The organism is Nocardia sp. NPDC002869, assembly GCF_046764065.1.
Lineage (GTDB): Bacteria > Actinomycetota > Actinomycetes > Mycobacteriales > Mycobacteriaceae > Nocardia > Nocardia rhamnosiphila.
Window position 1 is genome coordinate 21,991 of the sequence record NZ_JBKOOL010000027.1, and the last position, 22,669, is coordinate 44,659.

The window sequence follows — 22,669 nt, forward strand, 5'->3', positions numbered from 1 at the left end:
CTCGATCCGGGGATCGCGCTCGATCCGGCGGTCCTTCCAGGAACGGGCGGGAGTGTATCCGTACCAGCGGCCGTCGGCGGGAGCCGGCCAGCTCGCGGTGGTGACCGGTGCACCGTCGGTGCGGAAGTGCGCAGCGCGAAGAACCGGTCGCCGTCGGGGTCGTCGGTGAACGCCATGGCCCGTAGTGTGACAGCCGGTCCGGTGATGACCCGCCGCGCGGCCGGGACTACGGGACCAGCCGCTGGTCCGCTGGATAATGCCGGGTATGGCAGACGACTGGAACGACCGGATCATCACGGAATTCCGGGCCAACGAGGGCCGGGTCGGCGGGTTTTTCAAGGATGCACCGTTGGCATTGGTGCACCATCGCGGCCGGCGCACCGGCCGCGAATCGGTGACTCCGATGATGTACCTGGCCGATGAACAGGATCCCGACGACCTGGTCTACGTATTCGCCAGTAAAGCGGGTGCGCCGACGAATCCCGACTGGTACCGCAACCTGACCGCGGCCGGGGAGGCCACGGTGGAGCGGGGGACCGAGACCTACCCCGTCACGGTCACGGAGGTGACCGGCGCGGAGCGCGACCGCATCTACGGCGAACAGTCGCGCCGCTATCCCGGCTTCGCCGAGTACGAGCAGAAAGCGGCCGGCTTCCGCACCATCCCGGTCCTGGCGTTGCGGCGCACCCGGTAGTCCGCTGCTCGCCTACCGCGACCCGGTCGTGAACCGCGGATGGGCCCGGCCTGCCACCATCGGCAGTTCGACCGAGGTGCGGATACCGGGTTCGGCCGCGCAGACGTAGGGGACGGAGTTGACGCAGTGCGCGGCCGTCGCGGCGATCCCGGGATTCTCGGCCTCCGGCGGGTCTCCGGGTTCGGATTGCCACCCGCGGATGGTGACGAATATGCCCGGGTCGCCGTCGATCTCGATCTCGAACCGTTCGCCTTCGGCGCCGAGTGTCCACGGCGGGTCGAGTTGCTGCTGGCCCATCAGCCAGTTGACCCCGATGCGCACGACGGTTTCGCCGCCGGCCACCGCCTCCCAGTGGAAGCGCTGGCCGGCCACCTGCCCGGGTTCGATGGTGCCGATGGGTGATTCGATCGGTGCGGTCGCGACCGCGGTCTCGTGGACCGTACGGATCTCCGGGTTCCCGCCGAAGCCCAGCGTGTCCAGGATCATCCGGACCGATTGGCGGAAGCCGCCGTCGAGCAGTTGCCGCATCGGGCCCGCGGCGGCCTCGGCGGGAGTGGCACCGAACCGCATGATGTGGCGCACCACATCGGGCGCGCCGTAGGTCCGGATATCGGAGAACTCCTCGCCGCGTACGAAGGTGACCGCCGCGGACATGGCCGACAGCATCAGCGGGAACACCTCGGTGACCCCGCCGGGATCGATTCCGGTGCCGTGCAGTGTGGTCCCGCCCGCCAGACATGCCTGCCGGACCGGTTCGGCCTGCTCGTCGTCGGGATAGAACCAGCCGACCGGCGTCACCACGTTCTTCCCCGACCGCAGCAGTGCCGCCACCTCCTTCGCGCGCGGGAGCAGCGGCGCCTAGATCACGGCGTCGGCGGGCAGTGCGAGGATCTCGTCGAGACTGTCGGTCGCCCGCACCCCGACGGGCGCCCGGCCGAGGATCTCACCCACGTCACGGCCGCGTTTGTCCGGCGAATGCACCCAGCACCCCACCAGTTCGAGTTCGGGGTGATCGATGACGGCTCGCAGCGCGGCCCGGCCGACCGATCCGGTGGCCCACTGCACGACCCGGTAGCTCACATGTCCTCCTCGTCACTGTCCGGTCGCGCGGCGGGCCGGCGCCGGTGGTCCGGGCGGTTCAGCGGTCCGCGTCGGTGTAGCGGATGATGCCGCGGATATTGCGGCCGGCCAGCATGTCCTGATAGCCGTCGTTGATGTCCTCGAGCCGGTACTGCCGGGTGACCATATCGTCGAGATTCAACTTGCCCACCCTCGGTCGGCGAGAAACTGAGATGATGACATACTATTCGTATCAGAGTTTCGCGCTGTTCGACAAGGAGGTCGGATCGTGGGTGCTCCGGATACCGCCGCCACAGCCTGTCTCGTGGGGGCGCCGATCGGACCTGCGTCACTGACCTGGGAGTACGCCGGAGATCTGCGGAACATGCTGTTCCTCGGGCGCGCCGGCATCCTGCAGAACATGGCATCCGGCGGTCGGTGCGGCCCTGCAGGACCAGTACTGGCACCGCACCATCGACGAGGTGCTGGAGGCCAACGCCACCACCGATTTCGCGTTCCGGCTCGGCGGCACGCGGATCCCGGCGCTGCCCGGTATCCCGGAACCGGTGTGGTCGGTGATCTGGCGACCGGTGATGGCCTTCCATGTCTGGCCGGCCAACGCGCTCATGCCCGAACGCGCCCGCGAAATCCTGAATCTGCGCTGGACGGCGGTGGATCAGAAGCTGTTCGGGGTGTTCGCGGCGGCGGTGCGTACGGTCTGGCCGCTGCTGCCCGATCGCCTGCGGTACGCCCCGCGCGCCTATGCGGGTGTCCGGCGCGTCCGGGCCGGTTGAGCTATGGTTTGCGACACAAAACCGGAGGCGGCCGGACAGCGTACCGCACGTCACAGCGGGCCGATTTACGTTGTGGGCCTGCTGTTCCCGGCTCCGAGCCGCTGACCGGCGCATACGTGACCTGGGACACCCCCGCGTTATTGCGAGGTAAATTTCCCATTGCCGGGAAGTTTCCGAAAATCTGCCGGTCGCACGTCGATACGATTTCCGCATGCTCACAGTTCAGGAGCCGCAAGGCAGGTCGTCGTTCGTCACCGGGAATACGATTCGGTCGAATGGGTGTGCGGCAGCCGCGGTGCGTCCCGAGCGCCGTGCCGCTGAACCCGTTGTGCTGTTGCCGGAGGAGATGTCGGTGCGTGAGGAAACCGAGCAGTTGCGCAAACCGTCGGCCGCGCTGGCCGTCGCGGCGGTGATGGGGCTGTTGATCGTGGTGCTCCTGGTGGCCAGCCACGGCAAAGAGGACGACGGGGACCGTCGCTCGCGGCCGATCGAAAAGTCCTCGACCTCACAGGAGCCGTAGGGCGGTCCGCCGCGGGCGACCACGGTGCGGCGGCTCAGGTGCGCGGCGGTATCACCCGGTAGCCTTCGGGACCGGCGGTCACCTCGGTGACCGCCGCGGCGGGCCGGCCGCAGCGGCGCTCGCACCCCGACCAGTGTTGCCGACCGGCCGTGGTGATCTCGGCGGCCGGGATCGGCGTATCCGAGCCGCCGGCGTCGGAGGTATCCGTCCGGCCCGATTCGACAGCGGCCGCGGCGTCGGCCCGGACATCGGTATGCGATTTCGCGCACCCGGGGGCTCCGGCGCAGGCGGTGATCCGCAGCCAGGGTGAGTCCGCGTCGAAGACGAGGCCCATCGGCGCCAGCACCCGGACCGCCTGCTCGGCGGGCCACTCCTCCAGATCGGTGACGATCAGGCTGCGCCACGGAGTGAGCAGGATCGGCGCTTCGACCGCGGCGAGGAATTCGGCGGTGCGGGCGGGTAGGGAGCCCAGTCGGACACCCGCGCCCAGCGCGACGAGACCGTCGCGCTGGGGCAGCCAGCCGATCGGCGGGTCCCCGGGCCCGGGGAACTCCAGCCGGTCGAGCCGGGGTTCGAGCCCCAGCAGCGCGGCCAGTCGCGTGGCGCCGTCGGCGACCTCGTGCAGGCGCCACTGCCCGTCGGCGAGTGCCAGGAATCCGTGCGCGGCCGCCAGCATCAGCTCGGGCGCTTCGGCGGTGGTTACGCGGATACCGCTGTCCCGCCCGGCGAGCACGAGGGCGGCTCGGTCGCCGTCGAGGACGTGCAGGCCGATATCCGGGCCGAGCGGGGTCACATCGCCCCGGCCGTCGTCGAGGGTGAACAGGACCCGGCCCGGGAGTTCGGCCAGCCGGGGCGAGCCGAGCAGCCCCGTGTCGAGGGCGGCCACCAGCGGCCGGATGTCGGGGTGGTCGCCGACCCGGCCGGACAGGGGCGAAGCGATGATGTTGCGGACCCGCTCGTGGTTCCGGCTCGGCAGCAGCCCGGCACCGGCCAGTCGTTCGGTGAGCGCGTCGGCGTCGCGGATCCGGCGCAACTGCACATTGCCGCGCGAGGTCAGCTCGATATTCCCGTCCCCGAGCTCGCCGGCGGCCGCGGCTAGGGCCTGCACCTGCTCCGGCGTGAGCAGCCCGCCCGGCACCCGGACCCGGGCCAGCGGGCCGTCGGCGGCCTTGTGCAGGCGCAGGACGCCGGGGCAGGAATCGGGATCGGTACGTACCATGGTCCGACCAGTTTACGGACGCCGGACTACCGCACCGCCTGGGTCTGCGTCACCTTCGCCACCAGCTTGCCCGCGTCGTCGCGGATCTCGGTCTCGACGACGATGAACGACCGCCCGGTGTGCAGCGGCCGGGACGACGCCTCGGCATGACCGGACCGCACGGCGCGCAGGAAGTTCGTCTTCGATTCGACGGTGGTGGTCGCCTGGGCGCCTTCGGGCAGATTGAGGAACGCGCAGACCGCCGCGGTCGAATCCGCCAGCGCCATCAGCACGCCGCCGTGCAGCGCGCCGCCCACTGTGCACAGTGTCTCGTCCCAGGCGATGCGGCTGCGTACCAAACCGGGACCGTGTTCGAGCACCTCCACGCCGAGGCGTTCGGTGAAGGGCATGGACTGGTGGAACAGTTGCGTCCCTGCGTCGTCGGTCATGGGAGGAAGCCAACCCGGAACGAGAAGCGTCGGCAAGTACGGGCGCGCGGGTGCCGCTCACCGGTGTGGTGACGGACGGCCTCGGTGGTCGCGGTAGCATCCGGGGGCTCGACGGGTGACGAGGAAACCGGTGGAACTCCGGTGCGGTCGCGCCACTGACACAGCCAGACCCTCTCCGGCGAGCACACAACCCCCACGGGCGCGTCACCCCAGGAAGGTCATCGCTGTGATTCTGCTGCTGTCCACCTCCGATACCGATCTGCTGAGCGCGCGCGCCAGTGGCGCCGAGTATCGGTGGGCCAATCCGGCCCGATTGCTGGTGGAGGATCTCCCCGGCCTGCTCGCGGACGCCGATCTGGTGATCGTGCGGATCCTCGGCGGCAAACGGGCCTGGGAGGACGGCCTGGCCGCGGTGCGGGCGAGCGGGGTGCCGGTGGTGGCGGTCGGCGGCGAGATGGCCCCCGATGCCGAACTGATGGAGTGCTCGACCGTGCCGGTCGGCGTGGCCTCCGACGCGCACAACTACCTGGCGGCCGGCGGACCGCAGAATCTGCGCCAGTTGCACAACTTCCTCTCCGATACGGTCCTGCTCACCGGGCACGGGTTCGAACCGCCGGTGCAGCTGCCCGCCTGGGGCCGGCTCGACCGCGCCGCACGGTATCCCGAACCGGTGGCCGGGAAACCGACGGTCGGCGTCGTCTACTACCGGGCCCAGCATCTGGCCGGGAACACCGGCTATATCGACGCGCTGTGCGGTGCGATCGAGGACGCCGGCGCGGTCCCGCTGCCCGTCTACTGCGCCTCCCTGCGTACCGCCGAACCCGACCTGCTCGCCACTCTCCGGCAGGCCGACGCGCTGGTGGTCACCGTGCTGGCGGCCGGCGGCAGCAAACCGGCGCTGGCCGCGGCGGGCGGTGACGACGAGGCGTGGGATATCGGCGCGCTCGCCGAACTGGATGTCCCGATCCTGCAGGGCCTGTGCCTGACCAGTGGCCGCGCGCAGTGGGAGGCCAACGACGACGGGCTGTCCCCGCTGGACGTGGCGACTCAGGTCGCGGTGCCGGAGTTCGACGGCCGGATCATCACGGTGCCGTTCTCCTTCAAGGAGTTCGACGCGGACGGGCTGTCCACCTATGTGCCCGACGCCGAACGCGCCGCCCGGGTCGCCGGGATCGCGGTGCGGCACGCACGGCTGCGGTATATCCCCGCCGGCCGCAAACGCCTGGCGCTCATGCTGTCGGCCTACCCGACCAAACACGCCCGCATCGGTAACGCCGTCGGACTGGATACGCCCGCCAGCGCTATTGCGCTGCTCACCGAATTGCGTGCCGCCGGATACGATCTCGGTGCCCCGGGTGAGGTCCCGGGCCTGGAAGAACGTGACGGCGACGCGCTGATGCACGCGCTGATCGCCGCCGGTGGCCAGGATCCGGACTGGCTCACCGCCGAACAGCTCGAGGGCAACCCGGTACGGATCGGCGCCGAGGTCTACACCGCCTGGTTCGACACGCTGCCCGAGGAGCTGCGCACCGCTGTCGTCGAGGCGTGGGGGCCGCCCCCGGGTGAGCTCTATGTAGACCGTTCCGCCGACCCGCGCGGCGAAATCGTCATCGCCGCTCTGCGATTCGGCAATGTGGTGCTCATGGTGCAGCCGCCGCGCGGTTTCGGCGAGAACCCGGTCGCCATCTACCACGACCCCGATCTCCCGCCGAGCCACCACTACCTCGCCGCCTACCGGTGGCTGTCCACCGACCCCGCGGCCGGGGGTTTCGGCGCGGACGCGATGGTGCATCTGGGCAAGCACGGCAACCTGGAGTGGCTGCCCGGCAAGACCCTGGGCATGTCCGCGGCGTGCGGTACCGATGCCGCCCTGGGGGACCTGCCGCTGATCTACCCGTTCCTGGTGAACGATCCAGGGGAGGGCACCCAGGCCAAACGCCGCGCCCACGCCACCCTGGTGGATCATCTGATCCCGCCGATGGCGCGCGCCGAGAGTTATGGCGATATCTCCCGTCTCGAACAGCTGCTCGACGAGCACGCGAACATCTCCGCGCTGGACCCGGCCAAACTGCCCGCCATCCGGCAGCAGATCTGGACGCTCATGCGTGCCGCGAAGATGGACCACGATCTGGGGCTGGCCGAACGCCCGGACGAGGAATCCTTCGACGATATGCTGCTGCACGTCGACGGCTGGCTGTGCGAGATCAAGGATGTGCAGATCCGCGACGGCCTGCACATCCTCGGCCGCGCCCCGGCCGGTGACGGCGAGGTCGACCTGGTCCTGGCCATGCTGCGGGCCCGGCAGTTGTGGGGCGGGGAGATGTCGGTGCCGGGGCTGCGGGAAGCGCTGGGGCTCAGCGAATCCGGCGGCGAGGCGCGGGAACGGGTCGATACGGTGGAGGCCCGCGCCCGGGAACTGATCGTCGCGCTGCAGGCCGCCGGGTGGGCGCCCGAGGCCGTGGACGGGCTCGTCGACGAGCACGCGGACGAACTGTTCGAAACGGCCGGCGGCGATCGTTCGGCGGTCGCCGCGGTGCTGCGTTTCGCCGCGACCGAGGTGGTGCCGCGGCTGCGGGGGACGGGGGTCGAGATCGACCGGGTACTGCATGCGCTGAACGGCGGTTTCATCCCGGCCGGCCCGAGTGGTTCGCCGCTGCGCGGCCTGATCAATGTGCTGCCGACCGGCCGTAACTTCTACTCCGTCGACCCGAAGGCCGTACCGTCGCGGCTGGCCTGGGAAACCGGGCAGGCCATGGCCGAATCACTGCTCGAACGCTATCTGGCCGACCACGGCGAGTATCCGCGCTCGGTGGGTCTGTCGGTCTGGGGCACCTCGGCCATGCGCACCTCCGGCGACGATATCGCCGAGGTACTCGCCCTGCTCGGGGTGCGCCCGGTCTGGGACGAGGCCAGCCGCCGGGTCACCACTCTCGAGGTGATCGATCCCGCGGAACTGGGCCGGCCGCGCGTGGACGTGACGGTACGGATCAGTGGGTTCTTCCGCGACGCCTTCCCGCACGTGCTGGCACTGCTCGACGACGCGGTGCGGCTCGTGGCCGAACTCGACGAGCCCGCGGAGACCAACTACGTCCGCGCCCACACCCGCGCCGACCTCGCCGAGCACGGTGACGAGCGCCGGGCCACCACCCGTATCTTCGGCTCGAAACCGGGCACCTACGGTGCGGGGCTGCTCCAGCTGATCGATTCCAAGAGCTGGCGCACCGACGACGATCTCGCGCAGGTCTACACCACCTGGGGCGGTTACGCCTACGGGCGCGACCTCGACGGCGCACCGGCGGCCGACGATATGCGTACCGCGTACCGCCGGATCGCGGTGGCCGCGAAGAACACCGATACCCGCGAGCACGATATCGCCGACTCCGACGACTACTTCCAGTACCACGGCGGGATGGTCGCCACGGTGCGCGCCCTGACGGGCAAGAACCCGGAGGCCTATATCGGCGACAGCACCCGCCCGGACGCGGTCCGCACCCGCACGCTGTCGGAGGAGACCACGCGTGTGTTCCGGGCCCGGGTGGTCAATCCGCGCTGGCTCGAGGCCATGCGCCGGCACGGGTACAAGGGCGCTTTCGAGATGGCGGCCACCGTGGACTACCTGTTCGGCTACGACGCCACCACCGATGTGATCGCCGACTGGATGTACGAGAAGCTCTCCGAGAGCTATGTGTTCGACGAGACGAACCGCAAGTTCATGGAGCAGTCCAATCCGTGGGCGTTGCACGGTATCGCCGAACGTCTGCTCGAGGCGGCCGAACGCGGGATGTGGGCGAGCCCCGAACGGGAGACGCTGGACCGGCTGCGCCAGGTGTACCTGGAGACCGAGGGCGAACTCGAATAGCCGGTCAGAGGGTCCAGCTGCTCTGCACGAAATAGTCGCTGGTGGCGAAGATGATCTGCGCCGGTGTCTGCTGCTGGTCGATGCCGAAGGCCACCAGCCCGTGGCGGGGCCGTCCCGGCTCCAGGAACCCGGCCGGGAATTCGCCGGGGACATCGGTGAGCGGATACACCGTCGTCCCGTCGGCGGTCACCATGCGCAGGTCGAGTGTGGGCAGGAAGTAGGGGTTGCCCGCGGTCTGTTCCGCGGTCACGTCGTAGACCAGCACCCGCCGGCCGTCGGCGCGCGGCTCGACCACCGCGTCGGCGGGGTCGATCGTGACGGCCATATCGCCGCCGGTGCGGACCGGGAACGTGGTGCCGAGCGGTCCGGAAGGCACCGGATCCTGCGCGGCGGCCACCGGCGGTTCGGGGATCACCGGGACCGGTTCGGCGCCGGCGGCGGTGGCGGTGAGGAGCGGGAGAACGACGGCAGCGGCGGCCAGGACGGTCTTTTTCACGGTGGGTCCTTCGGGGTCGTCGGCGCGCGGGGCGCGCTATCGGTGCCGGCACGCCGTTGGCCGGTCGATGCGGTCGGTGTCGCCGGACGCCGGGGTCCGGGCAGGCGCACCGTGGTCGCGGGGGAGCGGCGGCGGCCCTTCGCGAGCCTAGAAGCCCCGCGGCCGCCGCCGCATCCCGGGAAACCGATCTTGCCGAACATGTGATGTTCGATCTTGCCGAGACCGCATCGTGACCCGAGACGAACGGTGCCCTGGCGACAACCGGTCACCCGGGCCGGAATGTTCTCGGCCGCAAGCCCCGGGAGATCACCGAAATAGTATCGAGAGCCCGCACAGTGCGGGCCCTCGATCTCCGCCGATCCCGCTTCACCAGGGCACGGGGCCGTCCTCGCCGAACATTCCCGCCGTCGGCCCGTCGGCGCCGAGGGTGGCCAAGCGCACCAGCACCGCGGCGCCCTGTGCGACCGTGAGGAACCCGGTGTGGTTGTTGCTGTCCGTATCGACGTAGCCCGGGCAGGCGGCATTGACGAGAAAGCCGTCCTTGCGCAGTTCGTTGGCGTAGTTCACGGTCAGCGCCGCCAGCGCGGACTTGGAGGGGTTGTAGGCGGCCGAGGGCAACAGTCCCGCGAAAGGCCCATCAGGGTCGCTGAGCAGAGTCAGCGAGGCGGCATGGCTGCTCACATTCACGATGCGCGGCGCCGGCGACCGGCGCAACAGCGGCAACATGGCGTTGGTCACCGTGATCACCCCGAACACATTGGTCTCGAACACCGCCCGGACCCGCTGCAGATCGACGGTGCTGGGCACCTGATCGTAGGCGTCCTGCGGCGAGATCTGTCCGGAGCCGGTGATTCCGGCATTGTTGATCAGCACGTCGAGACGGCCGAAACGCTCCTCGATCTGTTTCGCCGCCCCCGCGACTCCGGCCGGGTCCGTGACATCCAGGACAACAGCATGTACGTCGCCACCCGCCGCGCGCAGCGCCGCGGCGGCCTCCTCTCCCCGCTGCGGATCTCTGGCGCCGAGCACCACAGTCGTACCCAGCGCGGCGAGTTGTTCGGCGGCCCCGCGCCCGATCCCCTTGTTCGCCCCGGTGATCAGCGCGACTTTCCTGCCGGTGGTCTGCTCGCTCATGGTCGGCTCCTTGCCTCGTCGTGTATCGAACGAACACAAGACGCCGGCCGGCCGAACTCCATAACAGAGTGGCTGTATGTCGTAGGTCACCGAGCGTGGATCCGGTCCATCCCCGACCGCGGGCACCTCGGCCCTGGGTGAGGTGTGCTCGGGCCGACGCGCTGATTGCGGCTCGTCGGCCGTCAGCGATGGTGGTGGGATCGGTCCACATCCATGGGTGGCGCGGGTTGCTGGGCGCGTAGCCGGGCCTCCAACCCGTCCAGCAGGCACAGCAGGCCGAAATCGAAGCCGAGCGCATTGCCGACCGCGGAATCCTCGGGCATGAGCGTCCGGTAATCGGCGCGCATCTGGGGGTAGTCGGCGTCCTATGTGCTGGTCTTCGCCGGTCTGCTGCTCACCGCGGGCAGCCTGTCGGACCGGTTCGGCCGCCGGCTGATGCTGATCCTCGGCCTGATCGTGCTGGGGGTGGGTTCACTGGCCGCGGTCCTGGCCCTCGAACCCTGGCAGGTGGTCGCGGCCCGGGGAACCGGACAACTCGGCCCCGGCCTCGACCGCGAACAGCCCGCCGTCGCCGGTGTTCACACCGCAGCCCAACGCCTTGGACTGGAAAGCGCAACCGCCGGTCGCCAGGACCACCGCACCGGCCCGGACCCGACGTGTGCCGGCCTCGTCGGGCTCGGCGCGGTGCTGGGCGATCTCCCGGCGGGCCGGATCGTCGCCCGGTTCGGCGAGCGGCGCTCGATCATCGCCGGTTCGCTGATCGGCACCACCGGGGTGCTGCTGTCGCTGCTGGCCTGGACGCCGGCGGTGCTGGCGGTCGGCGCCCTGCTCACCGGGGTGTCCAACGTGGTGTGGGGGCTGGCCCGGCAGAGCTATCTCGCCGAGGTGGTCCCGGCCGCCACCCGCGCGGAATTCCTGGCGGCCTGGCGGCTCACCCATGATTTCGGCATGTTCCTCGGGCCGTTGGCCGCCGGGGCCGCGGCCACCGTGGTCGCGCTCGGCGTGGCGGTGGCGGCTCCGGGAGTGGTCTCGGTGATCGGTGCGGGGGTGATGTTCCGGTACATCTCGCGATTCGTTCCGGTCCCCGGTCGTTCTGCACCCGATCTGGTCGCGCGATAGCTCGTGCTCCCGACCGGGGTGCGGGCACGGGGTGCGCGGCAGTCGAGACCGGTCGGCGCCCGGCGCGCGGCCGTGCCTCAGCCCGAGGGTAGTGGCGGTGTGGGCGGGAAAGTCACCGGTAGCGCGGCCAGGGTGCGGTGCAGCACGCCCGGTCGCCAGACCAGTTCCGCCACCGGGACCGCGAGCCGCACCTCGGGCAGCGCGTCGAGCAGCTGATCTATGGCCTCCTGCGCGATCAGATACGCGGTCGGCCGGGCCGGGCAGGCGTGCGGGCCGGCGCCCCAGGCCAGATGCGACCGGTTGCCGCTGTGGTGACCGGCCCCGATCTCCGGATCCTTGTTGCATCCGGCGAGACCGATCACCACCGGCTGGTGGGCCGGCAACCAGACGCCGTCCACCATGGTGGGCTGACGCGGATAGGTGACGCTGGCGTTGGGCAGCGGCGGATCGTCGAACAGCACGTCGTCGAGCGCGTCACGGGTCGCCAGCGCGCCGCCGAGCATCTCGTCGGCGAGCCTGTCGTCGGTGAGGATCAGGCACAGGGTATTGATGATCAGGCTCTGCATCGGCCCCATACCGACGCCGTAGAGGGCGACCACCTGGTGGGTCATCTCGGCCGCGTCGAGGGACGCTGAGTGGTGCAGGAGCCGCGTGGTGACATCGTCGCCCGGCTCGGCGCGTTTGGCCTCCACCAGTTCCTGCACCGCCTCGCCGAACATCAGATTGCCCTTCTCCGAGTCGATGCCGTCGAAGATCGCGGCGGTCGCGGCGGCGGCCCGGTCGCTGATCTCGGGCGGGCAGCCGAGCATCGCGTTGATGACCTCGAAGGTCAGCGGGAACGCGTACTGGGCGACCAGATCGGCCGAACCGGACTCGCAGAACGTATTGATCAGCGGTGCCGCGAAGCGTTCGACGGTGGCGCGCAGCCGGTGCAGATCCACCCCGGCCAGCGCCGCGGTGACCGCACCCCGGTAGCGCGTGTGCTCGGCGCCGGCACTGCGCGGCGCGTTCGGCCGCCACTGCAGTACCGGCAGTACCGGGCAGTCGGCGGGGACGGTTGTCTCCCAGTGACGGGGATCGGCGGGGAAACGCGCCGGATCGTGGAGGATCCGCAGCGCGGCGCGGTATCCGATGACCAAGGTGGCGGGGACGCCGGGTGCCAGCTCCACCGGCACCAGCGAGCCGTGACGTTTCCGCATCTCCTGGTAGGCGCGGTGCGGGTCGGCGGTGAATTCCGCCGAGTACAGGGGGAATCGCTCTTCGTCGCCTCGACCGGGCCCCGGGGGCGATGGCGCTGGGTCGGGCGGCGTGATCATGGCGTGCTCCAAGTATATCGGCAGCCAACGGCATGACGAGGCAGAGACGTTGGCCCGGGAACTGTTTCGGCCGGTCCGCTGCGCTGCGGGCATCAAGATCATAGGTCACTTCGCGCCGGGAAGGTTGCGTCCGGGTTGCCGTGAGTGGGCACAGTGGCCATCGTCTTTCGGCAGTCGGTGTCATATTGTCGGTCTACGGCAAAGCTGCAGATACGGCGCGCGATACGGAGTGACTTATGGGCAAACTGGACGGCAGGATCGCATTCGTCACCGGCGCCGGGCGGGGCCAGGGCCGCTCCCACGCAGTACGTTTTGCGCAGGAGGGCGCCGATATCATCGCCGTCGACACCACGGCCGAGGTCGCCAGTGTTCCCTACCCGCTGGCGGATGCCGCCGACCTCGCGGAGACGGTGCGCCTGGTGGAGGCCACCGGCCGCCGTATCGTCGCCCGTGACGCCGATGTCCGTGATCTCGCCGCCCTGACCGCCGCGGTCGCCGCGGGGGTGGCGGAATTCGGGCGGCTCGATATCGTCGTCGCCAATGCCGGGATCTCCAGTCCGGCCCCGACCCTCGAGATGAGCGAGGATGTCTGGCAGGACATGATCGACATCAACCTCACCGGGGTATGGAAATCGCTCAAGGCTGCCGTACCGCACATCATCGCGGGAGGCCGCGGCGGCGCCGTGGTGATCACCAGTTCACTGGCCGCGTACCACGCCAACGAGAACACCGCGCACTATGCGGCGTCCAAGGCCGGCCTGGTGATGCTGATGAAGGTGCTCGCCAAAGAATTGGCCCCGCACGATATCCGGGTGAATACCGTGCACCCCACGACCGTCGCCACCCCCATGATCCTCAACGACGCCACCTACCGCCTGTTCCGGCCGGACCTGCCGAACCCGGACCGCGCCGATTTCGAAGAGGCGGCCCGCACCCTGAACCGGCTACCGGTGGTCGCCCTGGAGCCGGAGGACATCACCGCCACGGTGCTGCACCTGGTCTCCGACGACGGTCGCTACATCACCGGGACCACCCAGCAGATCGATGCCGGTGGGGCGCTCTGACCGCCGACCATAGGTAGCCGTCCCGCTCGTCTCCGGTGCCCCCGCGTACCGGCTGCACGAGTACGGCCTTCGCGCGCCGGCGTATCGCGGGTGCGATCCGGCTTGCGCGCAACGAACTGCGGTAGCGCGGTGGCGGGCGTCGTCGTAAGGACTCCGCAAGGTTTTCTCGAGCGCGCCCGATAGGTTTGCGGGTATGACGCACGGAGTTGTCCGCCGGGTGCTGCTCGGCGCGGGGTGGTGTGCGCTGCTGTCCGGGACCTTCGGCCTGGCCCTTCATCTCGGGGGCTGGCAGCGGCGGGAACTGATCCTGCTGGCCGCGGGCGCGACGTATCTGATGCTGGGCGCCGTGGCCGCCCTCCTGCTGTTCCTGGCCGCGCGCGGATGGCGCAGCGCCGCGGCGGCGGTGATCGTGCTCGCCGGTGTGCTGTGGACCCAGCTGCCACTGTTCGTTCCGGACAGCCGTGCCGCGACCGGCGCCGAAATGACCGTCCTGCAATCGAATCTGCTGTTCGGCGGCGCGGATACGGCCGCGCTCGTGACCGCGGTCCGGGAACGCGGCGTCGACGTGCTCACCGTGGACGAACTCACGCCCGAGGCGGTCGACGCCCTGACCGCGGACGGTCTCGGCGCTCTGCTCCCGTACCACTATCTGGACCCGGGGCCCGGCGGCGGAGGTACCGGTATCTACAGTCGGTTCCCGCTGTCGGATCCGGTGCGCCACCAGGAATTCGTGCTCGGCAACCTGTCCGCGACGCTCACCCATCCCGCCCTCGGACCTGTCGCGATCCACGCCTTCCACCCGCTCCCGCCGACCGCGGACGCCGCCGTCTGGGCGAAGGAGATGAGCGCCGTCGACACCATCCTGCGCGCCTCGCCGGGACCGGCGGTGGTCGGCGCCGACTTCAACGCGACCAGTGACCACGCGGCCTTCCGCCGTCTGGTGAGCGGCGATTTCGCCGCCGCCGCCGAACAGGCCGGTGCGGGCAGGCTGCTCACCTATCCGGCCGACCGAACCTGGGGCCCGCTGATCGGTATCGATCATATTCTGGTATCCGGCGGCACCACCGAGCACATCAGTACATTCACCCTCGCGGGTACGGACCACCGCGCCGTCGTGGCCCGCCTCCGGCTCGTCCCCTGATCCGCCACCGCGCGGTCGCCCTTCCCACGGAAAACCAGGAGAGAATATGTATTCCGGCACCCGTCTGCGCACCGTCACCGGCACCGTGGTGATCGCCCTCGCGGCCGGCTTCGGTTCGGTCGCCTGCAGCAGCGACCGCTGGTGCGAATTCGACGCCACCGACACCAAGGTCGCCGATTCATACTGCGAGAACGGAACTCCCGGCTACGAGTGGGAGCCCGACAGCGACGGTAAGAACAACAGCAAGAAGAAGCCCAGCAAACCCACCACCTCCAAACGCAATCACTGAAGCGGCGCCGTCACGGGTAAGTCGGTGCCTCATCGTCCGCTGCGCACCCGCCGCAGGTCGTCGCTACGGGGAGTCGAGGGCTTCGATCACCCGGTGGGTGGCGGCGACCCGGGCGGGTATCGGGATGGTCCGGTTCATCAGGACGACGACAGCGAGGGAACGGCTCGGTACGTAAGCGACGTAGGCGCCGAATCCGCCGGTCGACCCGGTCTTGTCGAACAACGCCGGACCGGGTGGGGCCCCGGCCGGTTCGACCGGCTGGGGCCGGTTGACGATATCGGCCGAGTAACCGGCCTGGAGCGCCTCGAGGGAGACGGGATACTCGAAACGTTCCCAGCCCAGGGCCTGGGTCATCGAGCCGACACGGTAGTAGCCGTGCCGGGTCGCATCCAGCGGTCCGCGCAGGGCCGACGGAGCGCGCTGGTTGTCCATGTTCGCCGCGACGAACGCCGGCAGGTCGGCCGCGGTCGTCTTCAACCCGTAGGCCTCGGTATCCCCCGGACCGGGAGAAACTCGTACCGCAGCGCCCGATGGTCTTGTCCCCCAGGCATAGTCGTCCTGCACCGGTGCCGGTACCTCGAAGTAGGTGTGTCGGAGGCCGAGCGGCTCGAGTATCTCCGCACGCATCGCGTCCTCGAACGGGCGGCCGAGCGCCGCGGCGGTCGCCTGCCCCAGCAGCGCCATACCCGGATTGCCGTAGAGGCGGGTCGTTCCCACCGGGTATGTCGGGCGCCACTGCTGGAAGTAGCGCCACAGCCGATCTCGAAGATCGTGTGCTCGGTGACCGGGTGATCACCGCCGGGCGCGGTGCTCCGGCCTCGGCTCGCCTCGTTCGCGCACGGCATCAGTATCTCGAAACCCCATAGGTGGCACGGTAGGCGGTCCGCCACTGTCGCCGACGGTTCGACCCATGGCCTCTCACGGCATCGGTAGCCGGTGAACATCGATTTGACACCGTAAAATAGACTCAACGGCGTTTCGGATTTCTGAGAGGCTGCCGGTGTCGCGGGTCCCGCACGAGTACGTCGCATTCGCGAACCGTCTGTCCGGCTATGTCCAGACATACGTCCAGAAGGTCCGGGCCGAAGTCGACGGTCTGATCGGCCTCGGCGCCGGTGCCGGGCCGGGGAGGCTGGTGGCCGAGGACGCGGCGGGAGCGGGGCGCATCTCCGGGAGTGGGCCGCCCGCGGCCGGGGAGCGGGCCGGTGCGGACGCTGCGGCCCGGGACGCCGCCGCGAACCCACGGGCGGACGCGGAAAAACCGACACCGGCTCGGCCGGATCGGCGGCGAGTGGTCGAGATCGTGCATCGGGCGGGGACGGGCGCCGGCAATTTCGGTATCGGCCGGGCCGGGTGGGCCGAGGCGGACGCCGCCGGTCTGGCGTGGGTCGGGGCCGAGGCCAGGCGGTTGCCCTACGGCAACACCCATCGCTGGGTCAGCGAAGACGGATTGCGGCAGTACCGTCCGCCCCAGCAGAAACCGTCCGGGCGGGGTGTGGAGGCCAATTACGAGTCACGGTCGGAGACCGGCCGACACTGGGAGAGCAACGCGCATCTGGAGATCGGGGAGTGGTGATGAGAGCGGAACTGAAGGGTATGCACAGTCCGGATGTCGACCTCGCGGACCGGGACGCTGTGTGTGCGGCAGACGAGGTGCTGGTGCAGTTGATGATCGGCCCGGCGGATGGGGTGGGGGAAGAGGCATTCGATCTCGTCGTCCGGGCATTGGGGAACAGTGTGGAGGACGCGAGCGGGCGCGGGTTCCGCCCGGCCGATCACGCGCTCGAGCTCGGCCGTATCGATACGGCCGAGGTTCGCCGCTACGTCCAGGATTTTCTGCGTGATCTGGAACGCCCCACCTGGGATGCGCTGGCCCGTGCGATCGGCCGGATCGCGCGGTCGGAGTTCGCGGGCTACCGTCCTGTCCGCGACGACGGCGCGTAGTCCCGGCGGTGGTCGGGTGTGCCCGGGCCCGATCTCCGCGGCCGCGAAGGAGCGGGTGACCGGCCGTTCCTGATCGTTCAGGCGGATTCGGCGAGGTTGTCCGCGGTCCAGATCTCGGCGAGCTCTTCGAGGGGCAGTTCGAGTACGCGGCTCAGGGATACGACCGTGCCGAAGCCGGGTGAGGGGAGACGGCCGGTTTCGATTTTACGGAGGGTCTCCGGGGAGATACCGGCCGCGGGGGGGGGGCCGCCGCGGGGGGGGCGGCCCCGGCCCGGTCGTCCGCGCAGGTCGGATACCAGTGGGCCGGCGGTCAGCGGTCACCGGTACCGATACCCACCACCTCGAAACCGGTTCCGTGGAGAGCGGCGCGGTCCAACAGGTTGCGGCTGTCCACGATGATCGCCCTCTCGGCGCGGGCCTTCAACCGCGACCAGTCGAGAGCGCGGAATTCGGGCCATTCGGTGAGGATCACCAGCGCGGCCGCGCCCTCCGCGACCAGGTACGGGTCGTCCACGACCTGTACCGGACCGAGGCCGGGGGTGCTGCCGGGAACGCACGGGTCGTAGGCCGTCACGGTGGCGCCGTGCCGGCAGAGCTGGTGTGCCACCGCGACCGCGGGGGAATCGCGTAGATCTCCCGTACCGGCCTTGAACGCGAGCCCCAGTACGCCGACGCGGGCGCCGGCCAGCGAACCGTCGACCGAGCCGGTGACCGCACGCCGCACCTTGCGCAGCACCATGGCGTGCTGCCGGTCGTTGGCGCGCACGGCATCGCGCAGGATGGCGAAGTCCACGCCCGCCGATTCCGCGGCGCGCAGTAGTGCGTGGGTGTCCTTGGGCAGGCAGGAGCCGCCCCAGCCGGGGCCGGGCGCGAGAAAATCCGGTCCGATCCGGTCGTCCATCCCCATTGCGCCGGTGACCTCGGTGATATCGGCGCCCACGCGTTCGCACAATTCGGCCAGCGTGTTCACGAACGACAGTTTCACCGCCAGAAAAGCGTTGCTGGCGTATTTGGCGAGTTCCGCGCCGGCCGTATCGCAGCGCAATACCGCGGCACCCGTTCCGGCGTAGAGCTCTTCGACCCGGTCGGCGGATTCCGCGTCCTGCTCCGCGGCGCCGATGACCACGCGGTCGGGCCGCAGGAAATCCTGTACCGCACGGCCTTCCCGGAGAAATTCGGGATTGCTCACCACCGCCGCTCCGGCGCGGCCGGGGCGGGCGGCGAGCCGGGCCGCCGTCCCTACCGGCACAGTGGATTTGGTGACGAGAGTGCAATCCGGCCGCAGGACGGCCGACAGCGTGGCGAGAGCGGTGTCGAGCACACCCAGATCGGCCGCCCCGCCGTCACCCTTGGGGGTGGGCAGGCACAGCAGCACCACTTCGGCCTCGGCCAGCGACTCCGGGTCGGTGGTGAAGACGAGCCGGTCTTCGTCGAGTCCCGCCCGGACCAGTTCGGGAAGCCCCGGCTCCACGATCGACACCCGGCCCGCGCGCAGTTGTTCGATCTTGTTCTCGTCGTTGTCGAGACAGATCACATGGTGACCCAGGTGGGCCAGGCAGGCGGCACTGGTGAGTCCCACATATCCGGCACCGACCACACCGACACGGCTACCCATGATGTGCCCCCTTTCCGATGACCTCGGCCGCGGCGCCGAGCACGCGTTCGGGTCGCACCATGAGCAACCCGGTATCCGGGCGGTTGCCGTGCGGATCGCCGAGACGCCCCGCCCACAGCGCGATATGACGCTCGGCGGTGGGCGGCGGCCCCCAGGTACCCGGCGAGGTGGGGCCGAACAGCAGTACCGAGGGTGTACCGAACGCGGTCGCGAGATGCCCGACCCCGGTATCGCCGCAGACGACCAGTGCCGCGCCGGCGACCAGTGCGGCCAGCCCGGCCGGATCGGTACGTCCCGCGTACACCGCGGAGTCCGGGAGCCCGGCCCGGCCGGCGACCGCCTGTGCCAGCGGCACCTCTTCTGGGGAACCGGTGACCACCACCGGGCGGCCGTCGGCGGCGAGTTCGCGGGCCACGCACGCGAAACGTCCGGGTGGCCAGCGCCGGGCGGGATAGGCCGCGCCCGGGTGGATCACGACCGCGTCCGGTACGGGGGTGGGTATCGGCGGCGGGCGCAGCCCGAGTGCGGTGGGATCGGCCCGGATGCCCGCGTACTCCAGCAGTCGGCACCAGCGGTCGACCTCGTGCAGGTCGGTACGCCAGGCCGGGCCGGGCCGGTCCGGGAAATCGGGATGACAGTGGGTCAGCAGCGTGCCCGGTCCGGTCGCCGCCAGGTCACGGATGCTCTCCGGGCCGCGGCCGTGCAGGTTGACTGCCAGACGTGGTGGTTCGGGCGGGCGGCGCAGCGCACCCAGCCCGGGCGTCGGCAGCAGTTCGTCCACCGCCTCGATGAGGTCGACCAGTCCGCGCAGTGGTTCCGGCGCGGCCAGCACCAGGCGGTCGTCCGGACAGGCGGCCCGCAGCGCCCGGAGTGCGGGCACCGCGGTCAGCAGATCGCCCAGGCCGAGCGCGCGCAGTACGAGAATCGTGCCGCTCAGGGCCACGACCCCTCTTCCGAGGCGCAGACCACGAGCTCGCGGACTTCACATCCGGGTGGCTGGCCCAGCGCGAACAGCACCGTATTCGCGACATCCGCCGGCCGGTTGAGTTTCGCGTCCGGCGGCGGCTTGTACTTCTCGGCGCGCCCGTCGAAGAACGCCGTGTGCATTCCGCCGGGGACGAGCAGGGTCACCCCGATCTCCCCCGCGGTTTCGGCGGCGAGCGCCCGGGTGAAGCCGATGACCCCGAATTTCGACGCGCAATAGGCGGTCGCGTCGCTCGCGGCGCGGAGGCCGAGGGTGGAGGCACAGGTGACCACCGTGCCCCGGTGCTGCCGCAGCGCGGGCAGCGCCGCGCGGACCACGGCCACCGTACCCAGCAGGTTCACCTGGACCACCCGTTCCCAATCCTTGGCGGGCACCTGATCGAGCGGCCCGCACGCGTCGGTTCCGGCGGCGGTGAAGACACCGTCGATCCGGCCGGCGGCGGTGTCGAGGAGTTCGCGCACGGCGTTGTCGGCGGCGGCGGTATCGGCGAGGTCGGCCCGGACGAAATCGACCGTGGTCCCGGGCTGGTCCCGGTCGATCACCAGGGGGCGGCCCCCGTGTTCGAGCACCGCGGCGGTGACCGCGGCGCCGAGACCGGAAGCACCGCCGGTGATCAGGATATTTCCAGGGTTTCGCATCGCACTCCTTCGTTCTCGGGTCAGCCGCGGAACCGGGTGACCAGCTGAGTTGTCGAGTAGCCGCGGACCGTGGGTATCAGCGCTATCTCACCGCCGTGCCGGCGGACGACGCCCGCCTCCGGCAGATCGGCTTCCGCGTAGTCGCCGCCCTTGACCCAGACATCGGGGCGCAGTCGCTCCAGCAGGGCGGCCGGGGAGGATTCGTCGAAGATGGTGACGGCGTCGACCGAGGCCAGCTCGCCGAGCAGCCGGGCGCGGTCGCGTTCGGCGACGATCGGGCGGCTCGGCCCCTTCAACCGCCGTACCGAGTCGTCGGAGTTGAGGCAGACGATCAGCGCGTCGCCCATGGCGCGCGCCTGGCGCAGCAGGCTGATATGGCCGGGATGCAGCAGATCGAAACAGCCGCCGGTCGCGACGAGCCGGCCGCCGCGCGCCCGGACACCCGCCGCCACCTCGAACGCCGATCCGGAGTTCTCGGCGCGGGCGGTGCTCGCGGATTCGGGTGCGTCGCTACGGGACAGCGCGGCCGCGCCACCACCGGCGACGAACCCGGCCGCGATGCCCACGGCCCGGCCCACCGCCTCGGCCACCGTCGATCCGTCCAGCAGGGCCGCCGCCGCGGCCGAGGCGAACCGATCGCCCGCGCCGCAGGTGTCGGGGGCGGCGGTGCCGAGCCGGATCTCGCCGGGCACCGGCACCGTGGCCAGCCGCTTCCCGTTGGCCAGGACGGCCCCGGCGGAGCCGAGGGTGACGGCCACGGAATCCGCGGTCCATTCGTCTCGCAGTACCTTCGCGAGTTCGTCGGGCTCGGCGTACCCGGGCGCGAACTGTCGCGCCTCGCTCATATTCGGCGAGACGAGTGCGGCACCCGGGATCGGTGCCGGGCCGCGCGGATGCGGATCCCACACCACAGGCACCGACGGGGCGAGTTCGGTCAGCAGCCGCCGGATCCGGGGGTGTGCGGCCACGCCGCGCCCGTAGTCGGCGACCAGGATCGCCCCCGCCGCGCGCAGGACGCGCACGATCGCCGGGCCGAGCGGACCGGCCTCCGCGGTACCGTCGCCGGTATCCAGCCGGACCAGCGACTGGCCGCCCGCGCGGACCCGGGTCTTACGTACCGTTTCGCCGCGCAGCGCCATCGGCACCACCTCGACCTCCGGGTCGAGCAGCCGCCGCAGGCTGCGACCGCCGTCGTCGTCGGCGGTCGCGGTGACGAGCACGACCTCGGCCACCGACCGGGCCGCCAGGATCGCGGCCAGCCCGGCCCCGCCCGGGCGCAGCCGCCTGCTCCGGACATCGACCACGGGGACCGGCGCCTCGGGGCACAGCCGGGTCGCGTCGCCTTCGATATCGACGTCGAGCAGACTGTCACCCAGGACGATCAGCGGTTTCACGCCGGAATTCCCAGCGCCTCGTCGAGCGCCGCGCACAGTGTGTGCACCAGGGCGAGATGCACTTCCTGCACGGTGGCGGTGCTCGGTGCCTCCACGGCGACGGCGCGATCGCACAGCGCCGCCAGCGGATTCGGCGCCGGCCCGGTCATGGCCCAGGTGGTGACACCGATATCGTGCGCCGCTTTCGCGGCGGCCACCACATTCTGACTGGTGCCGCTGGTGGACAGCAGGACGAGGATATCGCCGGGCCGGCCGTGGGCGCGGACCTGCCGGGCGAACAGTTCGTGGCCTCCGTAGTCGTTCACGATGGCGGTCCCCGCGGAGGTGTCGGCGTGCAGCGCTATCGCCGACAGCGGCCGTCGCTCGTTGCGGAAACGGCCGACCAGTTCCCCGGTCAGATGTTGGGCCTCGGCCGCGCTGCCACCGTTACCGCAGGCGAGCAACCGGCCGCCGTTGCGGAACACCGTGGCCAGTTCGCGCCCCCACCCGTGGATCTCCGGCGCGTGCGAACTGGTGCGCTGCAGCGCCTTGCACAGCGCCGCGAAATGCTCCTCCATCACGACACACCTCCTGTCTGCAGACCGGCGCACCCGCCTGCGCTGAGTTCTTTCGCCGCCAGGACCACGTCGTCCGGGGAAATCGACTCGAGGCACGGATGTCCGGCGATCGGGCATTCGCGGGCTCTGCTGTCCCGGCACGATGCGTCCTGGTCGCCCAATATCGCCACCGGCACCCCGTAGGGCGCCCACCGGGCGGCGGGGACCACCGGCGCGAACAGGGAGACGACCGGCGTGCCGACGGCCGCGGCCAGATGCGCCGGCCCGGTATTGGGTGCCACCACGACATTCGCGTCCCGCAATACCGCGGCGAGTTCGGGCAGGGTGGTCGCGCCGCCGAGGTCGACGGCGCGACCACCCGCCACGAGACCGGTGATCGGCCGGTCGCCCGCGGCGCCCGTGAC

General features: G+C 70.5%; 24 protein-coding genes and 2 pseudogenes. 10 read left to right on the forward strand and 16 right to left on the reverse strand.

All coding sequences use genetic code 11. From position 1 onward, the window contains the following. Positions 1 to 265: 265 nt before the first annotated feature. Positions 266 to 694, forward strand: coding sequence for a nitroreductase family deazaflavin-dependent oxidoreductase (locus ACLML9_RS07895; RefSeq protein WP_411944874.1), 429 nt, complete (start codon positions 266 to 268; stop codon positions 692 to 694). 12 nt (positions 695 to 706) lie between these two features. Here the strand turns inward: ACLML9_RS07895 and ACLML9_RS07900 are convergent. Continuing rightward, positions 707 to 1,774 (reverse strand): annotated as a pseudogene (locus tag ACLML9_RS07900) (dihydrodipicolinate reductase). 58 nt (positions 1,775 to 1,832) lie between these two features. Beyond that, positions 1,833 to 1,967, reverse strand: a pseudogene (locus tag ACLML9_RS07905) (alcohol dehydrogenase); the annotation flags it as partial. A gap of 268 nt (positions 1,968 to 2,235) precedes the next feature. Between ACLML9_RS07905 and ACLML9_RS07910 the strand changes: the two are divergent. Further along, entirely contained in the window at positions 2,236 to 2,547 is a 312-nt protein-coding gene (locus ACLML9_RS07910; protein ID WP_411944875.1) for an oxygenase MpaB family protein, read from the forward strand. A gap of 352 nt (positions 2,548 to 2,899) precedes the next feature. After that, on the forward strand, positions 2,900 to 3,067 hold the full coding sequence (locus ACLML9_RS07915; protein WP_411944876.1) for a hypothetical protein: 168 nt from the start codon (positions 2,900 to 2,902) through the stop codon (positions 3,065 to 3,067). 34 nt (positions 3,068 to 3,101) lie between these two features. On the opposite strand, the gene cobG is transcribed toward ACLML9_RS07915, so the two are convergent. Together cobG and ACLML9_RS07925 are read right to left on the reverse strand one after the other, a co-directional pair. Further along, positions 3,102 to 4,286, reverse strand: a complete 1,185-nt coding sequence (cobG, locus tag ACLML9_RS07920; RefSeq protein ID WP_411944877.1) for a precorrin-3B synthase — start codon at positions 4,284 to 4,286, stop codon at positions 3,102 to 3,104. A gap of 26 nt (positions 4,287 to 4,312) precedes the next feature. Continuing rightward, positions 4,313 to 4,714 carry a PaaI family thioesterase gene (locus tag ACLML9_RS07925; protein WP_411944878.1) on the reverse strand — a complete coding sequence of 134 codons (402 nt, stop codon included), beginning with the start codon at positions 4,712 to 4,714 and terminating at the stop codon, positions 4,313 to 4,315. Between the two features lie 226 nt (positions 4,715 to 4,940). On the opposite strand from ACLML9_RS07925, the gene cobN reads away from it, so the two are divergent. Next, complete coding sequence (cobN, locus tag ACLML9_RS07930) at positions 4,941 to 8,573, forward strand: cobaltochelatase subunit CobN (RefSeq protein ID WP_411944879.1); 3,633 nt, start codon at positions 4,941 to 4,943, stop codon at positions 8,571 to 8,573. Between the two features lie 4 nt (positions 8,574 to 8,577). Here cobN and ACLML9_RS07935 read toward each other — a convergent pair whose 3' ends face one another. The 3 genes from ACLML9_RS07935 to ACLML9_RS07945 form a co-directional block, all read right to left on the reverse strand. Further along, positions 8,578 to 9,069 (reverse strand): hypothetical protein, encoded by a 492-nt coding sequence (locus ACLML9_RS07935; RefSeq protein WP_411944880.1) that lies wholly within the window; start codon positions 9,067 to 9,069, stop codon positions 8,578 to 8,580. A gap of 366 nt (positions 9,070 to 9,435) precedes the next feature. Further along, on the reverse strand, positions 9,436 to 10,203 hold the full coding sequence (locus tag ACLML9_RS07940; RefSeq protein WP_411944881.1) for an SDR family oxidoreductase: 768 nt from the start codon (positions 10,201 to 10,203) through the stop codon (positions 9,436 to 9,438). A gap of 182 nt (positions 10,204 to 10,385) precedes the next feature. Then, positions 10,386 to 10,550, reverse strand: coding sequence for a hypothetical protein (locus ACLML9_RS07945; RefSeq protein ID WP_411944882.1), 165 nt, complete (start codon positions 10,548 to 10,550; stop codon positions 10,386 to 10,388). 22 nt (positions 10,551 to 10,572) lie between these two features. On the opposite strand from ACLML9_RS07945, the gene ACLML9_RS07950 reads away from it, so the two are divergent. After that, complete coding sequence (locus tag ACLML9_RS07950; RefSeq protein WP_411944883.1) at positions 10,573 to 11,322, forward strand: MFS transporter; 750 nt, start codon at positions 10,573 to 10,575, stop codon at positions 11,320 to 11,322. 77 nt (positions 11,323 to 11,399) lie between these two features. Here ACLML9_RS07950 and ACLML9_RS07955 read toward each other — a convergent pair whose 3' ends face one another. Continuing rightward, complete coding sequence (locus ACLML9_RS07955) at positions 11,400 to 12,638, reverse strand: cytochrome P450 (protein ID WP_411944884.1); 1,239 nt, start codon at positions 12,636 to 12,638, stop codon at positions 11,400 to 11,402. 236 nt (positions 12,639 to 12,874) lie between these two features. Between ACLML9_RS07955 and ACLML9_RS07960 the strand changes: the two genes are divergently transcribed. The 3 genes from ACLML9_RS07960 (at position 12,875) to ACLML9_RS07970 (ending at position 15,132) form a co-directional block, all read left to right on the forward strand. After that, the gene (locus ACLML9_RS07960; protein WP_265804894.1) at positions 12,875 to 13,702 is read left to right on the forward strand and encodes a mycofactocin-coupled SDR family oxidoreductase; all 828 of its coding nucleotides are present in this window, start codon (positions 12,875 to 12,877) and stop codon (positions 13,700 to 13,702) included. A 193-nt stretch (positions 13,703 to 13,895) separates the two neighbouring features. After that, complete coding sequence (locus ACLML9_RS07965) at positions 13,896 to 14,843, forward strand: endonuclease/exonuclease/phosphatase family protein (RefSeq protein ID WP_411944885.1); 948 nt, start codon at positions 13,896 to 13,898, stop codon at positions 14,841 to 14,843. A 46-nt stretch (positions 14,844 to 14,889) separates the two neighbouring features. Then, positions 14,890 to 15,132, forward strand: coding sequence for a hypothetical protein (locus tag ACLML9_RS07970; protein WP_051714527.1), 243 nt, complete (start codon positions 14,890 to 14,892; stop codon positions 15,130 to 15,132). A gap of 63 nt (positions 15,133 to 15,195) precedes the next feature. Here the strand turns inward: ACLML9_RS07970 and ACLML9_RS07975 are convergent, their stop codons facing one another. Next, the gene (locus ACLML9_RS07975; protein WP_411944894.1) at positions 15,196 to 15,888 is read right to left on the reverse strand and encodes a serine hydrolase; all 693 of its coding nucleotides are present in this window, start codon (positions 15,886 to 15,888) and stop codon (positions 15,196 to 15,198) included. A 244-nt stretch (positions 15,889 to 16,132) separates the two neighbouring features. On the opposite strand from ACLML9_RS07975, the gene ACLML9_RS07980 reads away from it, so the two are divergent. After that, positions 16,133 to 16,708, forward strand: coding sequence for a hypothetical protein (locus tag ACLML9_RS07980; RefSeq protein WP_411944886.1), 576 nt, complete (start codon positions 16,133 to 16,135; stop codon positions 16,706 to 16,708). Further along, entirely contained in the window at positions 16,708 to 17,076 is a 369-nt protein-coding gene (locus ACLML9_RS07985; RefSeq protein ID WP_411944887.1) for an Imm8 family immunity protein, read from the forward strand. The genes ACLML9_RS07980 and ACLML9_RS07985 overlap by 1 nt, the downstream gene beginning before the upstream one ends. Before the next feature lie 77 nt (positions 17,077 to 17,153). On the opposite strand, the gene ACLML9_RS07990 is transcribed toward ACLML9_RS07985, so the two are convergent. From ACLML9_RS07990 to ACLML9_RS08020, 7 genes are all read right to left on the reverse strand, one after another. Then, positions 17,154 to 17,363, reverse strand: coding sequence for a helix-turn-helix domain-containing protein (locus tag ACLML9_RS07990; RefSeq protein WP_411944895.1), 210 nt, complete (start codon positions 17,361 to 17,363; stop codon positions 17,154 to 17,156). 23 nt (positions 17,364 to 17,386) lie between these two features. Then, positions 17,387 to 18,691, reverse strand: a complete 1,305-nt coding sequence (locus tag ACLML9_RS07995) for a UDP-glucose dehydrogenase family protein (RefSeq protein ID WP_411944888.1) — start codon at positions 18,689 to 18,691, stop codon at positions 17,387 to 17,389. Then, the gene (locus ACLML9_RS08000) at positions 18,684 to 19,634 is read right to left on the reverse strand and encodes a glycosyltransferase family 9 protein (protein ID WP_411944889.1); all 951 of its coding nucleotides are present in this window, start codon (positions 19,632 to 19,634) and stop codon (positions 18,684 to 18,686) included. Before ACLML9_RS08000 ends, ACLML9_RS07995 begins: the two co-directional genes overlap by 8 nt. After that, the gene (locus tag ACLML9_RS08005) at positions 19,625 to 20,314 is read right to left on the reverse strand and encodes an SDR family oxidoreductase (protein ID WP_411944890.1); all 690 of its coding nucleotides are present in this window, start codon (positions 20,312 to 20,314) and stop codon (positions 19,625 to 19,627) included. Before ACLML9_RS08005 ends, ACLML9_RS08000 begins: the two co-directional genes overlap by 10 nt. Before the next feature lie 20 nt (positions 20,315 to 20,334). After that, positions 20,335 to 21,708: a D-glycero-beta-D-manno-heptose 1-phosphate adenylyltransferase gene (gene rfaE2 / locus ACLML9_RS08010; RefSeq protein WP_411944891.1), complete on the reverse strand. Its 1,374-nt coding sequence runs from the start codon at positions 21,706 to 21,708 to the stop codon at positions 20,335 to 20,337. Further along, a complete protein-coding gene (locus tag ACLML9_RS08015; protein WP_357057069.1) occupies positions 21,705 to 22,268 on the reverse strand; it encodes an SIS domain-containing protein in 564 nt (187 codons plus the stop codon). The genes rfaE2 and ACLML9_RS08015 overlap by 4 nt, the downstream gene beginning before the upstream one ends. After that, positions 22,265 to 22,669: glycosyltransferase family 9 protein (locus ACLML9_RS08020; RefSeq protein WP_411944892.1), on the reverse strand; the 405-nt coding region annotated here is incomplete at its 5' end. The genes ACLML9_RS08015 and ACLML9_RS08020, both read right to left, overlap by 4 nt.

Bases quoted from the DNA above. Each gene is read 5' to 3' on its own strand.
- ACLML9_RS07895 (WP_411944874.1), top strand. From the start codon at position 266: ATGGCAGACGACTGGAACGACCGGATCATCACGGAATTCCGGGCCAAC.
- cobG (WP_411944877.1), bottom strand. From the start codon at position 4,286: ATGGTACGTACCGATCCCGATTCCTGCCCCGGCGTCCTGCGCCTGCAC.
- ACLML9_RS07925 (WP_411944878.1), bottom strand. From the start codon at position 4,714: ATGACCGACGACGCAGGGACGCAACTGTTCCACCAGTCCATGCCCTTC.
- ACLML9_RS07940 (WP_411944881.1), bottom strand. From the start codon at position 10,203: ATGAGCGAGCAGACCACCGGCAGGAAAGTCGCGCTGATCACCGGGGCG.
- ACLML9_RS07945 (WP_411944882.1), bottom strand. From the start codon at position 10,550: ATGCGCGCCGATTACCGGACGCTCATGCCCGAGGATTCCGCGGTCGGC.
- ACLML9_RS07955 (WP_411944884.1), bottom strand. From the start codon at position 12,638: ATGATCACGCCGCCCGACCCAGCGCCATCGCCCCCGGGGCCCGGTCGA.
- ACLML9_RS07960 (WP_265804894.1), top strand. From the start codon at position 12,875: ATGGGCAAACTGGACGGCAGGATCGCATTCGTCACCGGCGCCGGGCGG.
- ACLML9_RS07965 (WP_411944885.1), top strand. From the start codon at position 13,896: ATGACGCACGGAGTTGTCCGCCGGGTGCTGCTCGGCGCGGGGTGGTGT.
- ACLML9_RS07970 (WP_051714527.1), top strand. From the start codon at position 14,890: ATGTATTCCGGCACCCGTCTGCGCACCGTCACCGGCACCGTGGTGATC.
- ACLML9_RS07985 (WP_411944887.1), top strand. From the start codon at position 16,708: ATGAGAGCGGAACTGAAGGGTATGCACAGTCCGGATGTCGACCTCGCG.
- ACLML9_RS07995 (WP_411944888.1), bottom strand. From the start codon at position 18,691: ATGGGTAGCCGTGTCGGTGTGGTCGGTGCCGGATATGTGGGACTCACC.
- ACLML9_RS08005 (WP_411944890.1), bottom strand. From the start codon at position 20,314: ATGCGAAACCCTGGAAATATCCTGATCACCGGCGGTGCTTCCGGTCTC.